This window comes from Paraburkholderia sp. Ac-20340, from assembly GCF_017104965.1.
In the GTDB taxonomy this organism is placed as follows: domain Bacteria; phylum Pseudomonadota; class Gammaproteobacteria; order Burkholderiales; family Burkholderiaceae; genus Paraburkholderia.
The window spans coordinates 145,072-163,794 of sequence record NZ_JAAGPR010000008.1 but is presented as its reverse complement, the minus strand read 5'-3'; the positions used below and the strand labels follow the sequence as shown (position 1 = coordinate 163,794).

Sequence of the window (18,723 nt, the reverse complement as noted above, 5' to 3'; positions counted from 1 at the left end):
GCGGACAGCGTTCGAGCGGGATTCGAACCCGCTACCGTCCGGCTTGCGCCGGCAGCTCTACCAGGTCGAGCTATCGAACAAGGTGGACGCTCCGGGATTCGAACCCGAACAAAGCACACCCGTGCGCGCCCCAGGCCGTCGTCTGTCCATGGCGGCATGCGCTGCCGCGACGAAGCGATTCGGCGGCGGCGCACCAGTAAGGCGTTTGAACCTTGGCTCGTGGGTCAGCGGGACATCAGGCTGCACTCTATTTAGCGAGGAGCGTGCCAGTGCTGCCCCTCTCGTCTGCAGAATTTCGCAAACCCTTGAATTAGTGAAGTAATTTATTTTTTGTACGCGCCAGAGCGGCGACCGATCACAACGAGAATTCGCCGGATATCGATACAATCGGATCGGCTCTTATCTTTCTGGATAAACATGCGCAAGACTGTTGCGATCGGTTTCCTCGGCATCGTGCTCGATCAGGGCGGGCGCCCACCGCGCCGCTGGGAGAAGTGGCGCCCCACGATTTCGCTCTGTTCGCAACCCGAATGGCCAATCGACCGGCTCGAACTGCTGCATCCGCCGGACTACGAGCGGCTGGCGAATCGCATCAAGGAAGATCTCGCGCGGCTCTCGCCGCATACGGAGGTGCGCCTCACGCCGCTGTCGATCGGCGATCCGTGGGATTTCGAGGAGGTCTACGCGACGCTGCACGATTACGCGCGCGGCTACCCGTTCGACCTCGAGCACGAGGACTATCTGATCCACATCACGACCGGCACGCACGTCGCGCAGATCTGCTGGTTCCTGCTCGCGGAAGCGCGCTATCTGCCTGCACAACTCGTGCAGACCGGGCCGCCGCAACGCACCGATGAAGGTCCAAGCGGGCCCGGCACGATTTCGGTGATCGATCTCGACCTGTCGCGCTACAACCGCATCGCGCAGCGCTTCACGCGCGAACGCGACGAAACCGTGTCGTTTCTCAAGGCGGGCATCGCCACACGCAACGCGCAGTTCAATGCGCTGATCGCACAGCTCGAACGCGTAGCCGTGCGCTCACGTGCGCCGATGCTGCTGGTTGGACCCACCGGCGCGGGCAAGTCATTTCTCGCGAAGCGCATCTACGAACTCAAGCGCGCGCGCCATCGGCTTGCCGGGCCGTTTATCGAAGTCAACTGCGCGACCTTGCGCGGCGACGCGGCCATGTCGACGCTTTTCGGCCACATCAAAGGCGCGTTCACCGGCGCGCAGACGGCCCGCGCCGGTCTGCTGCGCGCAGCGGACGGCGGCCTGCTATTTCTCGACGAAATCGGCGAACTCGGTCTGGACGAACAGGCGATGCTGCTCAAGGCGATCGAGGAGAAGCGCTTTTTCCCTGTCGGCGCCGATGGGGAAGTGACGAGCGATTTCGAACTGATCGCCGGCACGCATCGCGATCTGCGGCAGATGGTGGCGGCCGGCACGTTTCGCGAGGATCTCTACGCGCGGATCAACCTGTGGACCTACGCGCTGCCTGGACTTGCCGCGCGTCGCGAAGATATCGAGCCGAATCTCGACTTCGAGCTCGATCGCTTCGGGCGCGAGCAGGGCGAACAGGTGCGTTTCAATGTCGAAGCGAAGCGCCGTTTCCTGGCTTTCGCGACGTCCCCACGCGCGGCATGGGCGGGCAATTTTCGCGAACTATCGGCTTCGATCACACGCATGGCGACGCTCGCCGACGCCGGCCGCATCACCGAATCGATCGCCGAAGAAGAAGTGGAGCGGCTTGCCCGCACGTGGACGGGCGAGCGCGAAGAACAAGAACTCGTTGATGCCGTGCTGGGCGCGCAATCGACGGAAATCGACCTGTTCGACCGCGTGCAACTCGAACGCGTGCTCGATGTGTGCCGCGTGTCGGCGAGCTTGTCCGAAGCGGGGCGCACGCTCTTTGCCGTATCGAGGCAAAGCAAGAAACAGCCGAACGACGCGGACCGCCTGCGCAAATATCTGGCGCGCTTCGGGCTCGAATGGGAAGGCCTGAAACGCGCGCTGGCCGCCGAAAATTAAGCGACGCAGGCGCCGCTTCCTGGCGCCTGCGCGACCCACACCGCTTATCCACACCACCCAGCGGATAACCCGCGGACAACCCCAGGAATTCGCTGTGCACGAATCGGGGATAACTTTGCACCTGGAAAAACTGTGGAAAAGTTGTCCCAGGCAGCCGGGAATTTTCCCGTTTACGCCCGCAGACTTATGAATTTTCCACAGCCTTGTTTACTCAATGGTTTTCCCCGGTTATCCACAGATTACCCAGGGGCTTGTTAACTATTACTACGTTTACGTATACATAAATCTTAAAACCCTAAAGCCCATTCGCGTAAACGCAAAAACCGCTGGATAACCTCCCAGCGGCTTCGTCGCGTACTTCGTGCGTTCAGCGAATCGCGCCCTCAGACGAGCGGAATATAAAGCTCGGTCTTGAGATCCTCCGGCGCGGCTTCATCGGGCGTGTTCAGATACACCTCGAACGACGGCGCCGAAAAATCCGGCTGACGGCCGAGCTTCTGCAATCCCTCGTTGTAGAACCACATCCACGCTTCTTGCAGTCCCTGGTACGGCCCTTTGTGCAGCACCAGCGCATGCGCGCCGCCGCGCAACTGCAACGCCTCGACCGGCGAGAGGATTTCCACATCGGTTTCCTCGCCCAGATGCAGACAGGCCTTGGAACGCAGCTTCGACGCCTCCACCGTGTTCGGATCGTCGTAATAGACGCCGACCATCCTCGCGCCCGCCGTGCGCACATTGCGCTCGCTCAGCCACTGCGCAAGCGTGTAGAAAGCATCGCCGATCTTCATATACGGACCTACGTGACCGACAGCGAGCAGATCCATCGGCTCCAGCGTGACGAGTTTCACATCGCGGTCTTGCATGATGGCGTCTCCAGATTCGGCGGCCGCTTCGGGCCGCGCAGGGGCGGGCGCGCGAAGGCGCATGGGATGCGTTTCACGATATCACCGCGTCTCGCGCAACGTTCTTTCCCTGGCCGGATCGACGCAGCCGTCCTTCAAAGGCTGACGCGCGCGACGGGATGCGCTTCGAGCCACGCGTTTTCCTCGTCGTCATAGAGCCGCGAGCGCGTGAGAAAACGCAGTCCGGTAGGCCGCTCCAGCGAGAACATGCCGCCGTTGCCCGGCACGGCGTCGATGATGAGTTGCGTGTGCTGCCAGTATTCGAACTGCGCTTCGGTCATATAAAACGGCATGCCGCCGATCTCGCCGAGTTGCACATCGGCATTGCCGACCATGAATTCGCCGATGGCAAAGCACATCGGCGCGCTGCCGTCGCAGCAGCCGCCCGATTGATGAAAGAGCAAGGGGCCATGCTCGCGCGCGAGTTGTTCGATCAGCGCGAGTGCGGCGGGAGTGGCGATGACGCGTTCGACCATGTCGCGATCCTCCGGACTAAAAAGTAGAAGCGGAAAGTAGAAACGAGCAGGGCGCCGCACGATGCGACGCCCTCGATGTTGCCCGTGCCTGAAACGCGCTTAGAAGAAGCCGAGCGGTTTGTCGCTATAGCTCACCAGCAGGTTCTTGGTCTGCTGATAATGATCGAGCATCATCTTGTGGTTTTCGCGGCCGATCCCCGATTGCTTGTAGCCGCCAAACGCCGCATGCGCCGGGTAAGCGTGATAGCAGTTGGTCCACACGCGGCCCGCCTGGATTTCGCGGCCGAAGCGATACGCACGCGTGCCGTCACGCGTCCAGACGCCCGCGCCCAGACCGTAGAGCGTGTCATTGGCGATTTCCAGCGCTTCCTCTTCAGTCTTGAAGGTCGTCACGGAAACGACCGGCCCGAAAATCTCTTCCTGGAAGATGCGCATCTTGTTGTGGCCGCGGAACACCGTCGGCTTCACGTAATAGCCATCGCCCAGTTCGCCGGACAGCGGATTGCGCTCGCCGCCGATCAGACATTGCGCGCCTTCCTGCTTGCCCAGATCGATGTAGGAAAGAATCTTCTCGAGTTGCTCCTGCGAGGCCTGCGCGCCGATCATCGTCTTCGTGTCGAGCGGATGGCCTTGATGGATCGCCGCCACGCGCTTGAGTGCGCGCTCCATGAAGCGATCGTAGATTTTCTCGTCGATCAGCACGCGCGACGGGCAGGTGCAGACTTCGCCCTGATTGAGCGCGAACATCGCGAAACCTTCGAGCGCCTTGTCGAAATAGCTGTCGTCGTGATCGAGCACATCGGCGAAGAAGATGTTCGGGCTCTTGCCGCCCAGTTCCAGCGTCACCGGGATGATGTTCTGGCTCGCGTACTGCATGATCAGGCGGCCGGTGGTGGTTTCGCCGGTGAAGGCGATCTTGGCGATGCGCTTGTTCGACGCCAGCGGCTTGCCCGCTTCGAGGCCGAAGCCGTTCACCACGTTGAGCACGCCCGGCGGCAGCAGGTCCTGGATCAGCTCGACCAGCACGAGGAAGGACGCGGGCGTCTGCTCGGCGGGCTTGAGCACCACGCAGTTGCCGGCGGCCAGCGCGGGCGCGAGCTTCCACGCGGCCATCAGGATGGGGAAATTCCACGGAATGATCTGGCCGACCACGCCGAGCGGCTCGTGAAAGTGATACGCGACGGTGTCGTGATCGATTTCGGAAATGCCGCCTTCCTGCGCGCGCACGCAGCTCGCGAAGTAGCGGAAGTGATCGGCGGAAAGCGGGATATCGGCGGCGAGCGTTTCGCGCAGCGGCTTGCCGTTGTCGATGGTTTCGGCCACGGCCAGCTTGTGCAGGTTCTGCTCGATGCGATCGGCGATGCGGTTGAGGATGTTGGCGCGATCGGCCGGCGAGGTTTTGCCCCACGCGGTCTTGGCCTTGTGGGCGGCGTCGAGCGCGAGTTCGACGTCGGCTTCGCGCGAGCGCGGAATCGACGTGAACGCATGGCCGGTGATCGGCGAGATGTCGTCGAAATATTCGCCGCCCAGCGGCGCCACCCATTCGCCGCCGATGAAATTTCCGTACTGCTTCTTGTAGGGGAACTCGGTCGTCAGAAATTGCATGTCCGCGTGATTCATCTGCGTGCTCCTCGTTGTGCTCTATGTCGATATGGATGGGCGCGCCTCGATGAACGGCAGGCGCGCGACCGGTGCACGCTTACGCCAGAAGCATGCCAATCGGGCTGCGGGCACGCAGCGGCGGGCCTGAGCGGGGAAAGGAGGGCGCGAAGCGTCGAGATTGAGCGCCAGACAGCGCGAGGCGGAGCGCTCAGGCTGTATCGCTGCGGAACAGCGTGCGGCGGCCCTGCTCAGAAAATGAACAGCACCGCGACGATGCGATGGGAAAAAACCGCCGCGCGGGGCGCGCATACGGTAGGCTTTGCACCCGTAACAGCCAGGAGAATCTGCAATGTCCGAAGAAACCTTCATCTGCCGCAATCAGTCTTGCGGCACCCCGTGGGAACAAAACGAAGTGGTCATCAAGAACGAAGGCCAGGGGCCGCTGTTCCGCTGCCCGCTGTGTGGCGCGCGCAACTACCTCGAAGTGTTCGAGGACGACGACGGCAAGCCCGTCTACGAACAGGTCGACGGCAAGCCGTTCCTTTGATCGGCGCGCGCCTGCGCGGTCCTCACAGGATTTCGGAGGCGAGCGAAATGCCGAACACGATGCCGCCCACGAGGCCCATCAGGCGGCCTAGCAGCAACAGGTTCAGGTCTTCGTCGAGCAGGTTGGGATCGCGCTTCGCGTGCAGCACCGTGCGGTGCAGCAACGGGCGCGGGAACAGCAGGCAGGCGGAGATGAGCGCCGGCACAGCCAGCCGCAACGGCGCGCTGTAGTGGCGGTCGGACGGAAAATCGAGCCAGACCAGCAGCACGACGAGCAGTGCGGTGAGAACACCGCCGACGATTGCGCCGGCGACGAGTTTGTCGGTGGGATGACCGTGCATGACTACAGCCTCTTCGGAGTGTGCATTGGATGAGTCATGATCTGATTTCCGTCAGAAAAGACCTATCGGAGCAGTCCGAAAACGGCCGAGGTGCAACTGCGGCGGCCGACGGTGCGCCCGAGCATCGCGCGTGCCCAGGACGGTCCTGAAACGCCAAATTCCCCCTATCTGATCGAGTAGGCTGGCGACGCCCGCCGGGCGTCCTACAGTAACGTCATACGATAAGAAACACTGTAGGACTTTCGAACGGACACCGGGGGCTGGACCATGACGACATTCGTTGAACAGGAAATCGCGCACATCGCGCGCGTGATGCCGCAATCGCTGGCGGGCAATTTCGAGGAACCGGTGATGGGTCCCGAGTATTGGCGCCGGCGGCTGCACGCTTTGCTCCGGCAGAACCACCTCACGCATATGCAACTGGCGACGGTGGATACGATGCTGCGCCAGCTCGACGGCTTCGAGTCGCTTGGACGCTGGATGCCACAACCGAGGAAGGTCGAGCGGATGGTGGTGCGCACGCGTCGCGAAGATCGCGCGCCGGCGGCGGTTTGAATCTGACGTGAACGGCGGCGAGCCGCCTTGCGCGCGCGGAGTGGCGTAGCGGTCACGGTCGCGCGGAAAAGCAAAAAGCCCGGTCAGAAGACCGGGCTTTTTACATGAATTCGCTGGTGGGGCGTGAGTGACTCGAACACTCGACCTACGGATTAAGAGTCCGCTGCTCTACCAACTGAGCTAACGCCCCCAACAGAAGAAAGATTATGCCTGTCGTTTTGAGTCTTGGCAAGACCTTTTCGCAAAATTCCTAAAAAAACTTCGGTGGGCGGTTTTCGCCTCCTGGCGGCGGCCTGCGCGGCCCGCGAAAACCCCAACCCGTCGCCCCACTCCTGCGCGCTTTCCCTGCCTCGATCCGCCATCGGCAATTTCTGCCGGTATCATGTGCGCACACAGCCGCTGGCGCTGCGGCCCACGTCGCGCGGCACACAATCCCAATAAGTACGAGACAAGCAAGGACAGGCAACAGACGATGGACGATAAGGCAATCGACGCGCTGCTAGAGCGCGTGCTGGCGCCGTGGGTGAAGGCGCTCGGCTTGAAGCCGGTCGAGGTCACGGACGAGCGCGCCACCCTGCGCCTGCCGTTCTCCGGCGAGCTGCGCCACTCGGGCGGCGTGATCTGCGGTCAGGTGTTCATGGCGGCGGCCGATACGGCGATGATCGTCGCGATTTCGGCGGCGCTCGGCGAATTCAAGCCGATGACCACCGTCGCGCTCAATACCAGTTTCATGCGCGCGGTGCGCAAGGGCGACGTGACGATCACGGCGCGCGTGCTGCGCATGGGCCGCAATCTGGTGTTCGGCGAAATAGAACTCTACGACGAAGACGGTCGGATGGCGGTTCACGCCACCTCGACTTACGCGTTGCTCGACTAAGCTATCGCGTTCAGCATTCGCAACGAGACGAGGACATGTTCGATCAGGTTGTCTTTGCCGGCGGCGGCAACCGCTGCTGGTGGCAGGCGGGATTCTGGGACGTCGTGCAGCCGCAACTGCAGATCCGTCCGCGCGTGATCACGGGCATTTCGGCGGGCGCGGCCACCGCCTGCATGATCTACACGCGCGATTCGCAGTGGGTCATGCAGTATTACGAAGAAGCGCTCAAGCACAACAAGCGCAACGCCTATTGGGGCAATCTGCTGCGCAGCGAATCGGTGTTTCCGCATTACCGTATCTATCGGCAGGCGTTGCTCGACATCTACGGGCCGCAGTTCGGCAAGCTGCAGGACGCGCCCGAGATCCGCATCGGCGTGTCGCATGTGCCGCGCTGGCTCGGCGCGCGCAGTGCGGTGGCGGCGGGGCTGATCGCGTACAACATCGAAAAGCACATCCGCAAGACACTGCATCCCACGCTTGGCCAGAAGCTCGGCTTCTATCCGGAATTCGTGACGGCGCAGGCCTGCGAGCGCGTCGACGATCTCGCCGATCTGGTGCTGCAGTCGTCGTGCACGCCGCCGTTCACGCCGGTGCTGCGCCGTAACGGCCGGCCGGTGCTCGACGGCGGCATGGTCGACAACGTGCCCGTGGGCGCGCTCGACGATACGCCGGGCCGCGTGCTGGTGATGGTTACGCGGCTGTATCCGCGTCCGCAGATGTTCGTGGTCAAGCACCGCACGCAGGCGGGCGGCGAGCAGCAGCGCCTCTACATCCAGCCTTCGGCGAAGGTGCCGATTTCGAGCTGGGACTACACCAGCCCGCAGCAGATGCAGCACGCCTACAACCTCGGCTACGAGGACGGTCAGCGCTTTATCGAGCGCGTGTCCGATGTGTTCGAGGCGGCGTCGCACGCTTGAGAAGAGCGCGGCAGCACGAAAAAAGGCGGCCCGGTGTGAAAACCGGGCCGCCTTTTTGTCATGCAAGGGCGATCGCTTACTTTACTTGCGACGGCCGCCCTGCAGCGCTTCCGGGTTCGCCACGTGCGAAAGATCGCCCGCATCGAACGCCAGGATATTGCGGAACGCCGCACCGAAGTACAGCTCGTAGCTCTCGCGCTCCACATAGCCGATATGCGGCGTGCAGATCACATTTTCCATGCGTAGCAGGCTGTAGCCCTGCAGGATCGGCTCGCTTTCGAACACGTCGATGGCGACCATGCCCGGGCGGTTGTGCGACAGCGCGCCCAGCAGCGCGTTTTCTTCCAGCAGTTCCGCGCGGCTCGTGTTGACGAGCAGCGAAGTCGGCTTCATGCGCAGGAGGTCTTCCTGGGTGACGATGCCGCGCGTGTCGTCGTGCAGGCGCAGATGCAGCGAGAGGATGTCGCTTTCCTCGAACAGCGCTTCGCGGCTGGCGGCGGCTTCGTAGCCGTCGGCGCGCGCGGCTTCCAGCGAATGCTCGCGGCCCCAGATGATCACGCGCATGCCGAACGCCTTGCCGTAACCCGCCACCAGACGGCCGATCTTGCCGTAGCCCCAGATGCCGAGCGTCTGACCGCGCAGCACCTGACCGAGGCCGAAGTTCGGCGGCATCGCCGAGGTTTTCAGGCCCGACTGCTGCCACGCACCTTGCTTCAGGTTCGCGACGTACTGCGGAATGCGCCGCTGCGCCGCCATGATCAGCGCCCAGGTGAGTTCGGCGGGCGCGACCGGCGAGCCCGTGCCTTCGAGCACCGCGATGCCGCGTTCCGTACAGGCGTCGATATCGATATGCGGACCGGCTTTGCCCGTCTGGCTGATCATGCGCAGATGCGGGAGTTTGTCGAGTAGTTGCGAGGTGATGCGCGTGCGTTCGCGAATCAGGACAAGCGCCTCGACTTCCGAGAGGCGGCTGGCGAGCTGGCCGAGGCCGCGCACCGTGTTGTTGAAGACCTTGACCTCGTGTTCGGCGAGCAATTGAAAGCAGTCGAGCTTGCGGACGGCGTCCTGGTAGTCGTCAAGGATGGCAATTTTCATGGCAGCTTGGGTAAAGGTGTAGCGATTCGGGGTGTAGCGATTCGGGTGTGGCACTTGGGATAAAGCTCGCCGCGAGGCCGTACGTCGCAGTGCAACACGGTGTTCATCTGGTGGTTATCCCACTATGCAGCGCCGTGAAGGCTGGTATGAATATCAGGGAGCCATTCGTTGCACGGAATCCATGAAAAACATGAAGCAGTCGGGCACTCAATTTGCGTTTCGTGCGACGGCGCTCAATACGGCTGGATGCGGTTTGAACGAGAATTTTTCACTTTTATCAGCTTGACGGGCCGCGATGCAAGCCGCTTTACAGACGGTTGCGAACCCCTTGCTGAGAAGGCCTTGACGATCTGCCCATCTGCGCGGAACAAGGTGCCCGAAGTGGTCGCCTCGCAGCAGTTACGCCTCTCGCCAGCAGCGTCGAAAAGGGCCTGAAACGATTTTTTATCAGCCCAGTTGGAGACACTCGATGAATCATCCCGATTTCCCCGCACAGGCCGCCGCGCAGGCGCCGGCCTGGGTTCGCCACCGAAAACTGGTGGAGTGGGTGCAAAGCGTTGCCGCGCACACCCAGCCCGAACGCATCGTCTGGTGCGACGGTTCGCAGGAGGAATACGACCGCCTGTGCCAGCAGATGGTCGATGGCGGCACGATGCGCCGTCTGAATCCGCAGAAGCGGCCGAATTCGTATCTCGCCTGCTCCGATCCGTCAGACGTGGCGCGGGTGGAAGACCGCACCTTCATCTGTTCGGACAAGAAGGAAGACGCCGGCCCCACCAACAACTGGATGGCGCCCGCCGAAATGCGCGCGACGCTGGACGGCCTGTTCGCCGGCTCGATGCGCGGGCGCACGATGTACGTCGTGCCGTTTTCGATGGGCCCGCTCGGCTCGCCGATCGCGCACATCGGCGTCGAACTCTCCGATAGCCCGTACGTGGCCGTGAACATGCGCATCATGACGCGCATGGGCCGCGAGGTGTACGACGTGCTCGGCGAAGACGGTGCTTATGTGCCGTGCGTGCACAGCGTCGGCGCGCCGCTGGCGGCGGGCGAGCAGGACGTGGCCTGGCCGTGCAACAAGACCAAATACATCGTCCACTTCCCGCAGACGCGCGAAATCTGGAGCTATGGCTCGGGTTACGGCGGCAATGCGCTGCTCGGCAAGAAGTGCTTCGCGCTGCGCATTGCGTCGACGATGGGCCGCGACGAAGGCTGGCTCGCCGAGCACATGCTGATTCTGGGCGTGAAGTCGCCGCAAGGGCGCAAGTATCACGTGGCGGCGGCGTTCCCGTCGGCGTGCGGCAAGACCAACTTCGCCATGCTGATCCCGCCGGCCGCGATGAACGGCTGGGAAATCAGCACGATCGGCGACGATATTGCGTGGATCAAGCCCGGCGCGGACGGCCGTCTCTACGCGATCAACCCGGAAGCGGGCTACTTCGGCGTCGCGCCGGGCACGAGCGAAAAGACCAACTTCAACGCCATGGCGACGCTCAAGGAGAACGTGATCTTCACGAACGTCGCGCTCACCGATGACGGCGACGTCTGGTGGGAAGGCATGACCGATACGCCGCCTGCGCATCTGATCGACTGGCAAGGCGAGGACTGGACGCCGGCAATCGCGAAGGAAACCGGCCGCAAGGCCGCGCATCCGAACGCGCGTTTCACGGCGCCGGCCTCGCAGTGTCCGTCGATCGACCCGGATTGGGAAAACCCCAAGGGCGTGGCCATCGACGCGTTCCTGTTCGGCGGCCGCCGCTCGACCACGGTGCCGCTCGTGACCGAAGCGCGCGACTGGACCGAGGGCGTCTACATGGCGGCGACCATGGGCTCGGAAACCACGGCTGCGGCCGCGGGGCAGCAGGGCGTGGTGCGCCGCGATCCGTTCGCGATGCTGCCGTTCTGCGGCTACAACATGGCCGATTACTTCGGTCATTGGCTCAAGGTCGGCGAGCGCCTGACGAAGCTCGGCGCGACGCTGCCGCGCATCTTCTGCGTGAACTGGTTCCGCAAGGGCGAGGACGGCAAATTCGTGTGGCCGGGCTTCGGCGAAAACATGCGCGTGCTGGAGTGGATGGTGCGCCGCATCGAAGGTCAGGCCGAAGGGGAGGGCCATGCGTTCGGTGTATCGCCGCGCTATGAGGACCTCGACTGGCGCGGTCTGGACTTCACGCCGGCGCAGTTCGCCCAGGTGATTTCCGTCGATGCCGATGCCTGGCGTGCGGAACTCGCGCTCCACACCGAACTGTTCGACACGCTCTCGCACGGCCTGCCGCAGGCGTTGCGCGATGCGCGTGCGGCGCTGGAAGGACGGTTTTAAAACGCCAACCAGTTTGCCGATGACGTAAATGTGAGCGCTCACTTACATAATATTGAAAGTCATTGAGCGCGAACGTTTTAAAGGGCCGCCTTCGAAGGCGGCCTTTTTATTTTAGGGGCAAATTAATACCGTAATTTCCGGCAAAAATCGCAGGCGTTTTCTGCTCGCAAACGCCCGCCGCTACGCTGCATTGCGCAAAATTGTTTCGCCACAGGAAACAATCAGCGTGTCAGCGCTGCGTATTCGGTGACAGTAGCGAAAATTTTGAAGAAATTCAGCGCTGTGGAGGCAACTTCTGCACGAATTCCGATGTCGTAGGAGAATTCCCGGTTTCCTCCGCCGGTTTTCGGCGGACAAGTAACACGCAGGAGTTGTCTCATGGATCATTTGCAGTCGATGCGAGTATTCGTCAAAGTGGCGGACCTCGGCAGTTTCGCCCGGGCCGCTTCGGCGATGGATATCTCCAATGCGGTTGCAACGCGTCACGTCGCCGACCTCGAAGGCCGGCTTGGCACGCGTCTGCTCAACCGCACGACCCGCAGCCTTTCCCTCACCGAATCCGGTCAGGTTTATCTCGAACGCGCGCGCCAGATTCTCGACGAACTCGAAGATGTCGAGCAGATGGTCGTGGCGCGCAACCACGAGCCCGTGGGCACGCTGCGCATCGTGGCGCCCGTGGTCTTCGGCCTGCACAACCTCGCGCCGGTGCTGCAAACCTACACACAGCGCTATCCGCAGGTGATTCCCGACGTCACGCTGGTCGACCGTCAGGTGGATCTGGTCGAAGAAGGCTTCGATCTGGGCGTGGTGACGGCGCGCCAGATGCGTAGCGCGAGCATCGTCACGCGCCGTCTGACGACCGGCTGCATGACCGTCTGCGCGACGCCCGCGTATCTGGAAAAGCACGGCACGCCCACGCGTCCCGAGCATCTGATGGAACACCCGTCGCTGTCGCTGCCATCGGAATACTGGGGCGACGAGCGCGTGTTCACGGGGCCGGATGGCGAAATTCGTGTCCGCCCGAGCAACGTGATCGTAGCCAACAACACAGAAATGCTGCGCCAGTTCGCGCTGCTCGGTATGGGTATTGCGATCCTGCCGAGCTACCTGATCGGGCGCGACATGACGCGCGGCCGTCTGGTGCGTCTGCTGGGCGACTACCGCCTGCCGCAGGTCGAGATCAACGTGGCGTACCCGAGCCGCCGCCATCTGCCGGCCAAGGTGCGCACGTTCATCGACCATCTGGTCGAGCACTTCAGCCAGACGCCGAACAGCCAGCTTGGCGAGCAGTGGGTCAAGGATGGCCAGGCGCGCCCTGCCGATTCCGCAGCCGCACACAATAGCGCAGCGCATCCGGTGGTGCCCGAAGCCTTCGACGGTGCCGAGCCGATCAACGAACTTCTCGACTCCAGCCGCGGCAGCGCGGTGGAAACCGAACGCGCGCCGAAGGCCGGCCGCGCATCGGCGGGCCGCACGCGCAGTTCGGCGATTTCGCCGCTGTAAATTGCGTTGCGCGCTCATCAGGCGCGCATTCAGACGATAAAAAAGGCGCAGCTTCGAAAGAAGCTGCGCCTTTTTCTTTAGTGCTCATGGCTCGCTGGCGAGCCCTTGCATCGAGACATCAAGCAGACATCAAGCAGACATCAAGAACCCGTCTTGCGAGCCGGCGTCTTGCGAGCGGCGGTTTTACGCGCCGGAGCGGCCTTTGCGGCCGTGGTCTTCGCAGCGGTCTTGCGCGCCGGCTTTTTGGCCGTTTCTGCTGCGTCGTCGTTGGCTGCGTCGTTCGCCGCGTCGTCGGCATCTGCCGTGGCCGCGGACTTCTTCGCCGCGGTTTTAGCCGCCGTCTTCGCGCTCGGTTCCTTCTTCTCGAACTCGAAGCCGATCTTGCCGTCCGGCTGCTTGACGAGGAAAGCCTTGAAGTTACGGCCCGTACGCGACGACTTGAAGCTCGTCAGCAGGTCCGTGCGGCCTTCCGACAGCAGCTTGCCCATCTGCTCGCGGGCGATTTCCTGCTGCAGAATCACCTTGCCCGAGCGGAAGTCGCAGGTCTTCGGATTGGCGACCGAGTTCTCGCAGACATAGCTCATGCCGTGCTCGAACACGCGCCCCTTGCACTTCGGGCAGGCGCCCACGGCTTCCTGCTGCGAGAAGTCGGGCGCTTCGCCGTCTTCCGCGCCCTGATCCTGGCCGAAGTCGAATTCGAGCTTGTAGTTCTTGATCTCGTCGTCGAGCGAGAGCTTGAGGATCGCCGAAAACGGACGGCCCATCTTGCTCCGGAAACCCGACAGCGGCCCGATCGTCTTGTTCTGCAGCAGCTCTTCCACTTCGGGAATTTCGAACTGGCGGCCGCCCGGAATCTTCGAGATCGAGAATTCGCACTTCGTACACGCGAAGCGGCGATAGTTTTCCTTCACCTGCCCGCCGCAATGCGGACACGGCGTTTGCAGCGTCGCGTAGTCGCCGGGGATGGTGTCGGAGTCGTATTCCTTCGCGCGCTTCACGATGGTCTGCGTCATGCGGGCGATTTCCTGCATGAACGCATCGCGCGCGAGCCTGCCGCGCTCCATCTGCGAAAGCTTGTATTCCCATTCGCCGGTCAGTTCCGGCGCGGTGAGTTCTTCCACGCCGAGACCGCGCAGCAGCGTCATCAGCTGGAACGCCTTGGCCGTGGGAATCAGCTCGCGGCCTTCGCGCACGAGATACTTTTCGCCCAGCAGACCTTCGATGATGGCCGCGCGCGTGGCCGGCGTGCCCAGACCCTTGGCGGCCATGGCTTCGCGCAGTTCTTCGTCGTCGACGAGCTTGCCCGCGCCTTCCATCGCCGAAAGCAGCGTCGCTTCGTTGTAGCGTGCGGGCGGCTTGGTCACGAGTTGATGCGCGGCGATCTTGTCGGTCTTGACCTTCTCGTCCTTCTTCACCGGCACGAGGTTGGCGTCGTCGCCGGCCGCGTCGCGGCCATAGATCTGCAGCCAGCCCGGCTCGACCAGCACCTTGCCCTCGGTCTTGAAATGATGGCCCGAGACTTCGGTGATACGCGTGGTGACGCGGTATTCCGCTGCCGGGAAGAACACGGCGAGGAAGCGCTTCACGACGAGGTCGTACAGCTTCTGCTCCGGCTCCGACAGATTCTTCGGCGCCTGCAGCGTCGGGATGATTGCGAAGTGGTCGCTGATCTTCGAGTTGTCGAAGATGCGCTTGTTCGGCTTCACCCAACCCTTGTCGAGCGCCTGTTTGGCGTACGGCAGGTAGTTGTTGCTCTCCTTGAGCATCTCCATCGTCTCTTTCACGGTGCTGAGGTAATCCTCAGGCAGCGCGCGCGAATCGGTACGCGGATAGGTGAGGACCTTGTGCTTTTCGTACAGCGCCTGGGCGAGACCCAGCGTGTTCTTGGCCGAAAAGCCGAAGCGGCCGTTGGCTTCGCGCTGCAGGCTCGTCAGGTCGAAGAGCGCGGGCGAAAGCTGGGTGGACGGCTTCGATTCCTCGGTGACGATTCCTTCGCGGCCATGGCAGGCAGCGACGATGGTCTCGGCAGCGGGCAGGCTCCAGAGGCGCGAGTCGCGCTTTTCCGGGTCGTGCTCGTCCTTCTTGAATTTCGGGTCGTACCAGCGGCCTTCGTAGAAGCCGCTCGCGCAGACGAACTCCGCGCGCACTTCCCAGTAATCGCGCGGCACGAAACGACGGATTTTCTCTTCACGTTCGACGACGATCGACAGCGTTGGCGTCTGAACGCGGCCGACCGTGGTCAGGAAGAAGCCGCCGCCCTTGCTGTTGAAGGCCGTCATGGCGCGCGTGCCGTTGATGCCCACGAGCCAGTCCGCTTCCGAGCGGCAGCGCGCGGCGTCGGCGAGCGGCTGCATGTCCTGGTCGCTGCGCAGGTTCGCGAAGCCGTCGCGGATCGACTGCGGCGTCATCGACTGGAGCCACAGGCGCTGGACCGGCTGCTTCGCCTTCGCGTGCTGCGCGATCAGGCGGAAGATCAGTTCGCCCTCGCGCCCCGCGTCGCAGGCGTTGATCAGAGCGGTGACGTCCTTGCGCTTGAGCAGCTTCGTGAGCACCTTGAGCCGCGATTCGCTCTTGGCGATCGGGTTCAGGTCGAAGTGGGGCGGGATGACGGGCAGATTCGCGAAGCTCCATTTGCCTCGCTTGACTTCGTACTCGTCGGGCGCGGCGATCTCCAGCAGATGGCCGACCGCCGACGACAGCACGTAGTCGTCGCTTTCGTAGTACTCGTCATGCTTGGTAAATCCGCCCAGAGCGCGCGCGATGTCGTTCGCGACGGATGGCTTCTCGGCGATGATCAGAGCTTTGGACATGACTGGTTGTGTGTGGGTGTATCCGGGTTGGCGCCCCGCGGTTATTCCGTCTGGCTTGACCGCTGGGCCGGCGCGCCGTTGGGCGCCTCGTTAACGACCGCTTTATAGCACATGGCGCGCGGACGGCGATTTTCTTGTCATCGGCCAGGCTGTCAGCGGACCGGTTTTGGCGCCGTCGTAAGGGCGCCAATCATCTTGTCGCGGCGCGCTGGCGGGCAAGCGCCCGGACGTGCAGCGGCCCGTGCCCGAATCGCTCGTATGTAGCCTGTTTTCAGGCCTCGAGCAGCGCGGGACGCAACTTCGGCGCATCGGCCACGCCTGGCAGCGCCGTGAGGTCGGCGAGCATGCGTTCGACCACCGCGCCATGCGGCAGCACGGTGCCAAAAAAGCGCGTGGCCTTGCTGTCTTCGATCAGGATAGTGGGAAAGTTTTCCACGTCGAGATCGTCGAAGCGGTCGGCGTGCGTTTCGATATCGATATAGGCGAAGCAGATTTCCGGATGCGCGTCGGCGATCCGGTCGAATGTCGCCCGATAGTCGCGACAGGTGCCGCACCACTCGGCGCACAGGCACGCGACGAACAGCGTGTCGCTGTTGCTGACGCGCTCGGCGATCTGGTCGGCATCGGTGTCGAGGTCAAGCGCGGGCATGGTGGTTCCTTGCGGTCTCTTCTATATAGAGTCGGTGCATTTGGCGCGAATGTAACACGGCGGCGCGCTAGCAGTGGGAGGCCCGCGTGTAGCGCCCGCCCGGCAGCGCGCTTACGTGGCCGGCCAGTTCGAGGCGCAGCAGCGTGGCTTGCAGCGTCGCTTCGGCCATGTCGGTGCGCTGCGCGAGGATTTCAAGCGTGGCGGGCGCGTGGCCCAAGGCGGCGAGGAGGGTTTCGGCCTGCGCTTCGAGCGGCGTTGGAGGCGTGGCAAGCGGCAGCGGCAGCGGCAGCGGCAGCGTCTGCGTCTGTGTTTGCGTGTCTTTGGCTCGGGTCCGCCGCGCAGGTTTCGCCGGCTGTGCGAGCCCAAGCGCCTCGAGCACTTCTTCGGGCGTTTCCACCAGTTGCGCGCCTTCCTTGATCAGCCGATGACAGCCGCGCGAGAGCGGCGCGTGAATCGAGCCTGGCAGCGCAAACACATCGCGCCCCATTTCGTTGGCAAGGCGCGCGGTGATCAGCGAACCCGATCGCATGGCCGCTTCCACCACGATCACGCCCTCCACGAGCGCCGAAATCACGCGATTGCGCTGCGGAAAGTTCGCCGATCGCGCCGGCGTGCCGAGCGGCCATTCTGTGACGATCACGCCCTGTGCGGCGATCTGTCTCGCGAGCGCGTGATGCGCGGCCGGATAGACCAGATCGGCGCCGGTGCCGATGACCGCGACAGTGCCGCCGCGCTCCGGCAACGCGCCCTCGTGCGCCGCGCCGTCCACGCCCAGCGCGAGGCCGGAAACAACCGCGAGGCCTGCCGCCGCGAGCGTGCGCGCGAAGCGCCGTGCGTCTTCCAGCGCCTGCGGCGTGGCGCTGCGACTGCCGACGACAGCCACACTGCGCGCATGCAGAAGATCGAGCCGGCCTTTCACGTAAAGCAGCGGCGGCGGGTCGGGCATCGTCAGCAGGCGTGGCGGATAGGCGGGATCGGCGAGCGTCACGAGCGCGTTGCCCGGCTGCGCGCGCCACGCTGCTACGCTGGCCAGTTGCTGCGCGAAACCGGCGTCCGGCGGCGCCAGCACGGCTTGCGCGGCGTCGCGCCCGGCCACGGCCGCAAGCGCGTCGAACGGCGCGCCCAGCACCTGCTGCGGCAACCCGAATGCGCCAAGCAACGCGCGCAGCGCGATGGGCTTCAAACCGCGCGCATGGGCAAGGCGCAGCCAGGCGGCGAGTTCGTCGGCGGCGAGCGGCAGGGCAGCGGGCATGGGCGGTTCTCCGTCGGCGGGCGAAGCCTGGCCCGTCGTGTTAAAATTTTCACTATCCGAAATTCATTTGCGGCGCTGTGACGCATCGTCACGGCGGGCTGCTGGCATGGCGCTGGCCGATGCAAGGAATTGCAACGGATTGCAATCTGCAGTGCGTTGATTCCGGCCGCTTTGTCCGTATATCGTCTGTACATCTTCTGTTTTCCGCATGGGGCTGACCAGCTGGCCGAACGGCTAGCGCGCGTGTGAGTACACGTCAGCACACGCCCCGAGGCGCCCAACGAGAAACCTGTCGAACCATGGCTCTACTGAACATTCTTCATTACCCGGACAAGCGCCTGCACAAGGTCGCCAAGCCGGTCGAGGTCGTCAACGACCGCATCCGCAAGCTCGCCGCCGACATGGCCGAAACCATGTACGCGGCGCCCGGCGTTGGTCTCGCGGCCACCCAGGTGGACGTGCACGAGCGCGTCGTGGTGATCGACGTGTCCGATTCGCACGACGAACTCCAGGTCTTCATCAACCCGGAAATCGTCTGGTCGAGCAAGGAACGCGAGATCCACGAAGAGGGCTGCCTTTCGGTGCCGGGCATCTATGACGAAGTCGAGCGCGCGGAAAAAGTGCGCGTGCGCGCCCTCAACGAAAAGGGCGAAAGCTTCGAAATCGACTGCGAAGGCCTGCTGGCCGTGTGCATCCAGCACGAAATGGATCACCTGTTGGGCAAGGTGTTCGTCGAATATCTGTCGTCGCTCAAGCAGACGCGCATCAAGAGCAAGATGAAGAAGCTCGAACGCGCGATGTAATGCCCGTGCGCCACGCCTGTACCTTGTTCGTTTGCTGATCTGTCCGT

17 protein-coding genes and 2 tRNA genes are annotated in these 18,723 nt (G+C 63.3%); 8 read left to right on the top strand and 11 right to left on the bottom strand.

Features of this window, described 5'->3' with window-relative positions:
* Nucleotides 1–7 precede the first annotated feature (7 nt).
* Nucleotides 8–80 (bottom strand) — tRNA-Cys (locus tag G3N59_RS13410).
* 337 nt (nucleotides 81–417) lie between these two features.
* Here G3N59_RS13410 and rtcR point away from each other — a divergent pair.
* Nucleotides 418–2,028: an RNA repair transcriptional activator RtcR gene (gene rtcR, locus G3N59_RS13405; RefSeq protein WP_205983118.1), complete on the top strand. Its 1,611-nt coding sequence runs from the start codon at nucleotides 418–420 to the stop codon at nucleotides 2,026–2,028.
* A 383-nt stretch (nucleotides 2,029–2,411) separates the two neighbouring features.
* Here the strand turns inward: rtcR and G3N59_RS13400 are convergent, their stop codons facing one another.
* The 3 genes from G3N59_RS13400 to adh form a co-directional block, all read right to left on the bottom strand.
* Complete coding sequence (locus G3N59_RS13400; RefSeq protein WP_205983117.1) at nucleotides 2,412–2,891, bottom strand: GyrI-like domain-containing protein; 480 nt, start codon at nucleotides 2,889–2,891, stop codon at nucleotides 2,412–2,414.
* Nucleotides 2,892–3,025: 134 nt separating this feature from the next.
* The gene (locus G3N59_RS13395) at nucleotides 3,026–3,406 is read right to left on the bottom strand and encodes a DUF779 domain-containing protein (RefSeq protein ID WP_205983116.1); all 381 of its coding nucleotides are present in this window, start codon (nucleotides 3,404–3,406) and stop codon (nucleotides 3,026–3,028) included.
* A gap of 99 nt (nucleotides 3,407–3,505) precedes the next feature.
* Nucleotides 3,506–5,026, bottom strand: a complete 1,521-nt coding sequence (gene adh / locus G3N59_RS13390; protein WP_205983115.1) for an aldehyde dehydrogenase — start codon at nucleotides 5,024–5,026, stop codon at nucleotides 3,506–3,508.
* A 331-nt stretch (nucleotides 5,027–5,357) separates the two neighbouring features.
* Between adh and G3N59_RS13385 the strand changes: the two genes are divergently transcribed.
* Nucleotides 5,358–5,555 (top strand): hypothetical protein, encoded by a 198-nt coding sequence (locus tag G3N59_RS13385; RefSeq protein ID WP_205983114.1) that lies wholly within the window; start codon nucleotides 5,358–5,360, stop codon nucleotides 5,553–5,555.
* Between the two features lie 22 nt (nucleotides 5,556–5,577).
* Here the strand turns inward: G3N59_RS13385 and G3N59_RS13380 are convergent, their stop codons facing one another.
* The gene (locus tag G3N59_RS13380; protein WP_205983113.1) at nucleotides 5,578–5,895 is read right to left on the bottom strand and encodes a hypothetical protein; all 318 of its coding nucleotides are present in this window, start codon (nucleotides 5,893–5,895) and stop codon (nucleotides 5,578–5,580) included.
* 267 nt (nucleotides 5,896–6,162) lie between these two features.
* Here G3N59_RS13380 and G3N59_RS13375 point away from each other — a divergent pair, with 267 nt between their 5' ends.
* Nucleotides 6,163–6,450 carry a hypothetical protein gene (locus G3N59_RS13375; protein WP_205983112.1) on the top strand — a complete coding sequence of 96 codons (288 nt, stop codon included), beginning with the start codon at nucleotides 6,163–6,165 and terminating at the stop codon, nucleotides 6,448–6,450.
* 114 nt (nucleotides 6,451–6,564) lie between these two features.
* Here the strand turns inward: G3N59_RS13375 and G3N59_RS13370 are convergent.
* Nucleotides 6,565–6,640 (bottom strand) — tRNA-Lys (locus G3N59_RS13370).
* Nucleotides 6,641–6,922: 282 nt separating this feature from the next.
* On the opposite strand from G3N59_RS13370, the gene G3N59_RS13365 reads away from it, so the two are divergent.
* Both G3N59_RS13365 and G3N59_RS13360 read left to right on the top strand, forming a co-directional pair.
* Nucleotides 6,923–7,327, top strand: a complete 405-nt coding sequence (locus G3N59_RS13365) for a PaaI family thioesterase (protein ID WP_205983111.1) — start codon at nucleotides 6,923–6,925, stop codon at nucleotides 7,325–7,327.
* 35 nt (nucleotides 7,328–7,362) lie between these two features.
* Entirely contained in the window at nucleotides 7,363–8,244 is an 882-nt protein-coding gene (locus G3N59_RS13360; protein WP_205983110.1) for a patatin-like phospholipase family protein, read from the top strand.
* A gap of 81 nt (nucleotides 8,245–8,325) precedes the next feature.
* Here the strand turns inward: G3N59_RS13360 and G3N59_RS13355 are convergent, their stop codons facing one another.
* A complete protein-coding gene (locus G3N59_RS13355) occupies nucleotides 8,326–9,339 on the bottom strand; it encodes a D-2-hydroxyacid dehydrogenase family protein (protein ID WP_205983109.1) in 1,014 nt (337 codons plus the stop codon).
* 469 nt (nucleotides 9,340–9,808) lie between these two features.
* On the opposite strand from G3N59_RS13355, the gene G3N59_RS13350 reads away from it, so the two are divergent.
* Complete coding sequence (locus G3N59_RS13350; RefSeq protein ID WP_205983108.1) at nucleotides 9,809–11,659, top strand: phosphoenolpyruvate carboxykinase (GTP); 1,851 nt, start codon at nucleotides 9,809–9,811, stop codon at nucleotides 11,657–11,659.
* Nucleotides 11,660–11,880: 221 nt separating this feature from the next.
* Here the strand turns inward: G3N59_RS13350 and G3N59_RS13345 are convergent, their stop codons facing one another.
* A complete protein-coding gene (locus G3N59_RS13345) occupies nucleotides 11,881–12,039 on the bottom strand; it encodes a hypothetical protein (RefSeq protein WP_205983107.1) in 159 nt (52 codons plus the stop codon).
* Between G3N59_RS13345 and G3N59_RS13340 the strand changes: the two genes are divergently transcribed.
* A complete protein-coding gene (locus G3N59_RS13340) occupies nucleotides 12,038–13,162 on the top strand; it encodes a LysR family transcriptional regulator (protein WP_205983106.1) in 1,125 nt (374 codons plus the stop codon). The two genes, G3N59_RS13345 and G3N59_RS13340, sit on opposite strands and share 2 nt — an antisense overlap.
* Nucleotides 13,163–13,302: 140 nt before the next feature.
* On the opposite strand, the gene G3N59_RS13335 is transcribed toward G3N59_RS13340, so the two are convergent.
* The 3 genes from G3N59_RS13335 to dprA all read right to left on the bottom strand — a co-directional run bounded on the left by G3N59_RS13335 (nucleotide 13,303) and on the right by dprA (nucleotide 17,873).
* The gene (locus G3N59_RS13335; RefSeq protein ID WP_205983105.1) at nucleotides 13,303–15,972 is read right to left on the bottom strand and encodes a DNA topoisomerase III; all 2,670 of its coding nucleotides are present in this window, start codon (nucleotides 15,970–15,972) and stop codon (nucleotides 13,303–13,305) included.
* Nucleotides 15,973–16,243: 271 nt separating this feature from the next.
* Nucleotides 16,244–16,621, bottom strand: a complete 378-nt coding sequence (locus tag G3N59_RS13330; RefSeq protein ID WP_205983104.1) for a thioredoxin family protein — start codon at nucleotides 16,619–16,621, stop codon at nucleotides 16,244–16,246.
* A gap of 67 nt (nucleotides 16,622–16,688) precedes the next feature.
* A complete protein-coding gene (gene dprA / locus G3N59_RS13325) occupies nucleotides 16,689–17,873 on the bottom strand; it encodes a DNA-processing protein DprA (protein WP_205983103.1) in 1,185 nt (394 codons plus the stop codon).
* 299 nt (nucleotides 17,874–18,172) lie between these two features.
* Between dprA and def the strand changes: the two genes are divergently transcribed.
* Nucleotides 18,173–18,676: a peptide deformylase gene (def, locus tag G3N59_RS13320; protein ID WP_205983102.1), complete on the top strand. Its 504-nt coding sequence runs from the start codon at nucleotides 18,173–18,175 to the stop codon at nucleotides 18,674–18,676.
* Nucleotides 18,677–18,723: the final 47 nt, after the last annotated feature.

Coding starts and splice junctions, on each gene's coding strand:
- rtcR (WP_205983118.1), top strand. CDS start 418: ATGCGCAAGACTGTTGCGATCGGTTTCCTCGGCATCGTGCTCGATCAG.
- G3N59_RS13400 (WP_205983117.1), bottom strand. CDS start 2,891: ATGCAAGACCGCGATGTGAAACTCGTCACGCTGGAGCCGATGGATCTG.
- G3N59_RS13395 (WP_205983116.1), bottom strand. CDS start 3,406: ATGGTCGAACGCGTCATCGCCACTCCCGCCGCACTCGCGCTGATCGAA.
- adh (WP_205983115.1), bottom strand. CDS start 5,026: ATGAATCACGCGGACATGCAATTTCTGACGACCGAGTTCCCCTACAAG.
- G3N59_RS13385 (WP_205983114.1), top strand. CDS start 5,358: ATGTCCGAAGAAACCTTCATCTGCCGCAATCAGTCTTGCGGCACCCCG.
- G3N59_RS13380 (WP_205983113.1), bottom strand. CDS start 5,895: ATGCACGGTCATCCCACCGACAAACTCGTCGCCGGCGCAATCGTCGGC.
- G3N59_RS13375 (WP_205983112.1), top strand. CDS start 6,163: ATGACGACATTCGTTGAACAGGAAATCGCGCACATCGCGCGCGTGATG.
- G3N59_RS13365 (WP_205983111.1), top strand. CDS start 6,923: ATGGACGATAAGGCAATCGACGCGCTGCTAGAGCGCGTGCTGGCGCCG.
- G3N59_RS13360 (WP_205983110.1), top strand. CDS start 7,363: ATGTTCGATCAGGTTGTCTTTGCCGGCGGCGGCAACCGCTGCTGGTGG.
- G3N59_RS13355 (WP_205983109.1), bottom strand. CDS start 9,339: ATGAAAATTGCCATCCTTGACGACTACCAGGACGCCGTCCGCAAGCTC.
- G3N59_RS13350 (WP_205983108.1), top strand. CDS start 9,809: ATGAATCATCCCGATTTCCCCGCACAGGCCGCCGCGCAGGCGCCGGCC.
- G3N59_RS13340 (WP_205983106.1), top strand. CDS start 12,038: ATGGATCATTTGCAGTCGATGCGAGTATTCGTCAAAGTGGCGGACCTC.
- G3N59_RS13345 (WP_205983107.1), bottom strand. CDS start 12,039: ATGAGACAACTCCTGCGTGTTACTTGTCCGCCGAAAACCGGCGGAGGA.
- G3N59_RS13335 (WP_205983105.1), bottom strand. CDS start 15,972: ATGTCCAAAGCTCTGATCATCGCCGAGAAGCCATCCGTCGCGAACGAC.
- G3N59_RS13330 (WP_205983104.1), bottom strand. CDS start 16,621: ATGCCCGCGCTTGACCTCGACACCGATGCCGACCAGATCGCCGAGCGC.
- dprA (WP_205983103.1), bottom strand. CDS start 17,873: ATGCCCGCTGCCCTGCCGCTCGCCGCCGACGAACTCGCCGCCTGGCTG.
- def (WP_205983102.1), top strand. CDS start 18,173: ATGGCTCTACTGAACATTCTTCATTACCCGGACAAGCGCCTGCACAAG.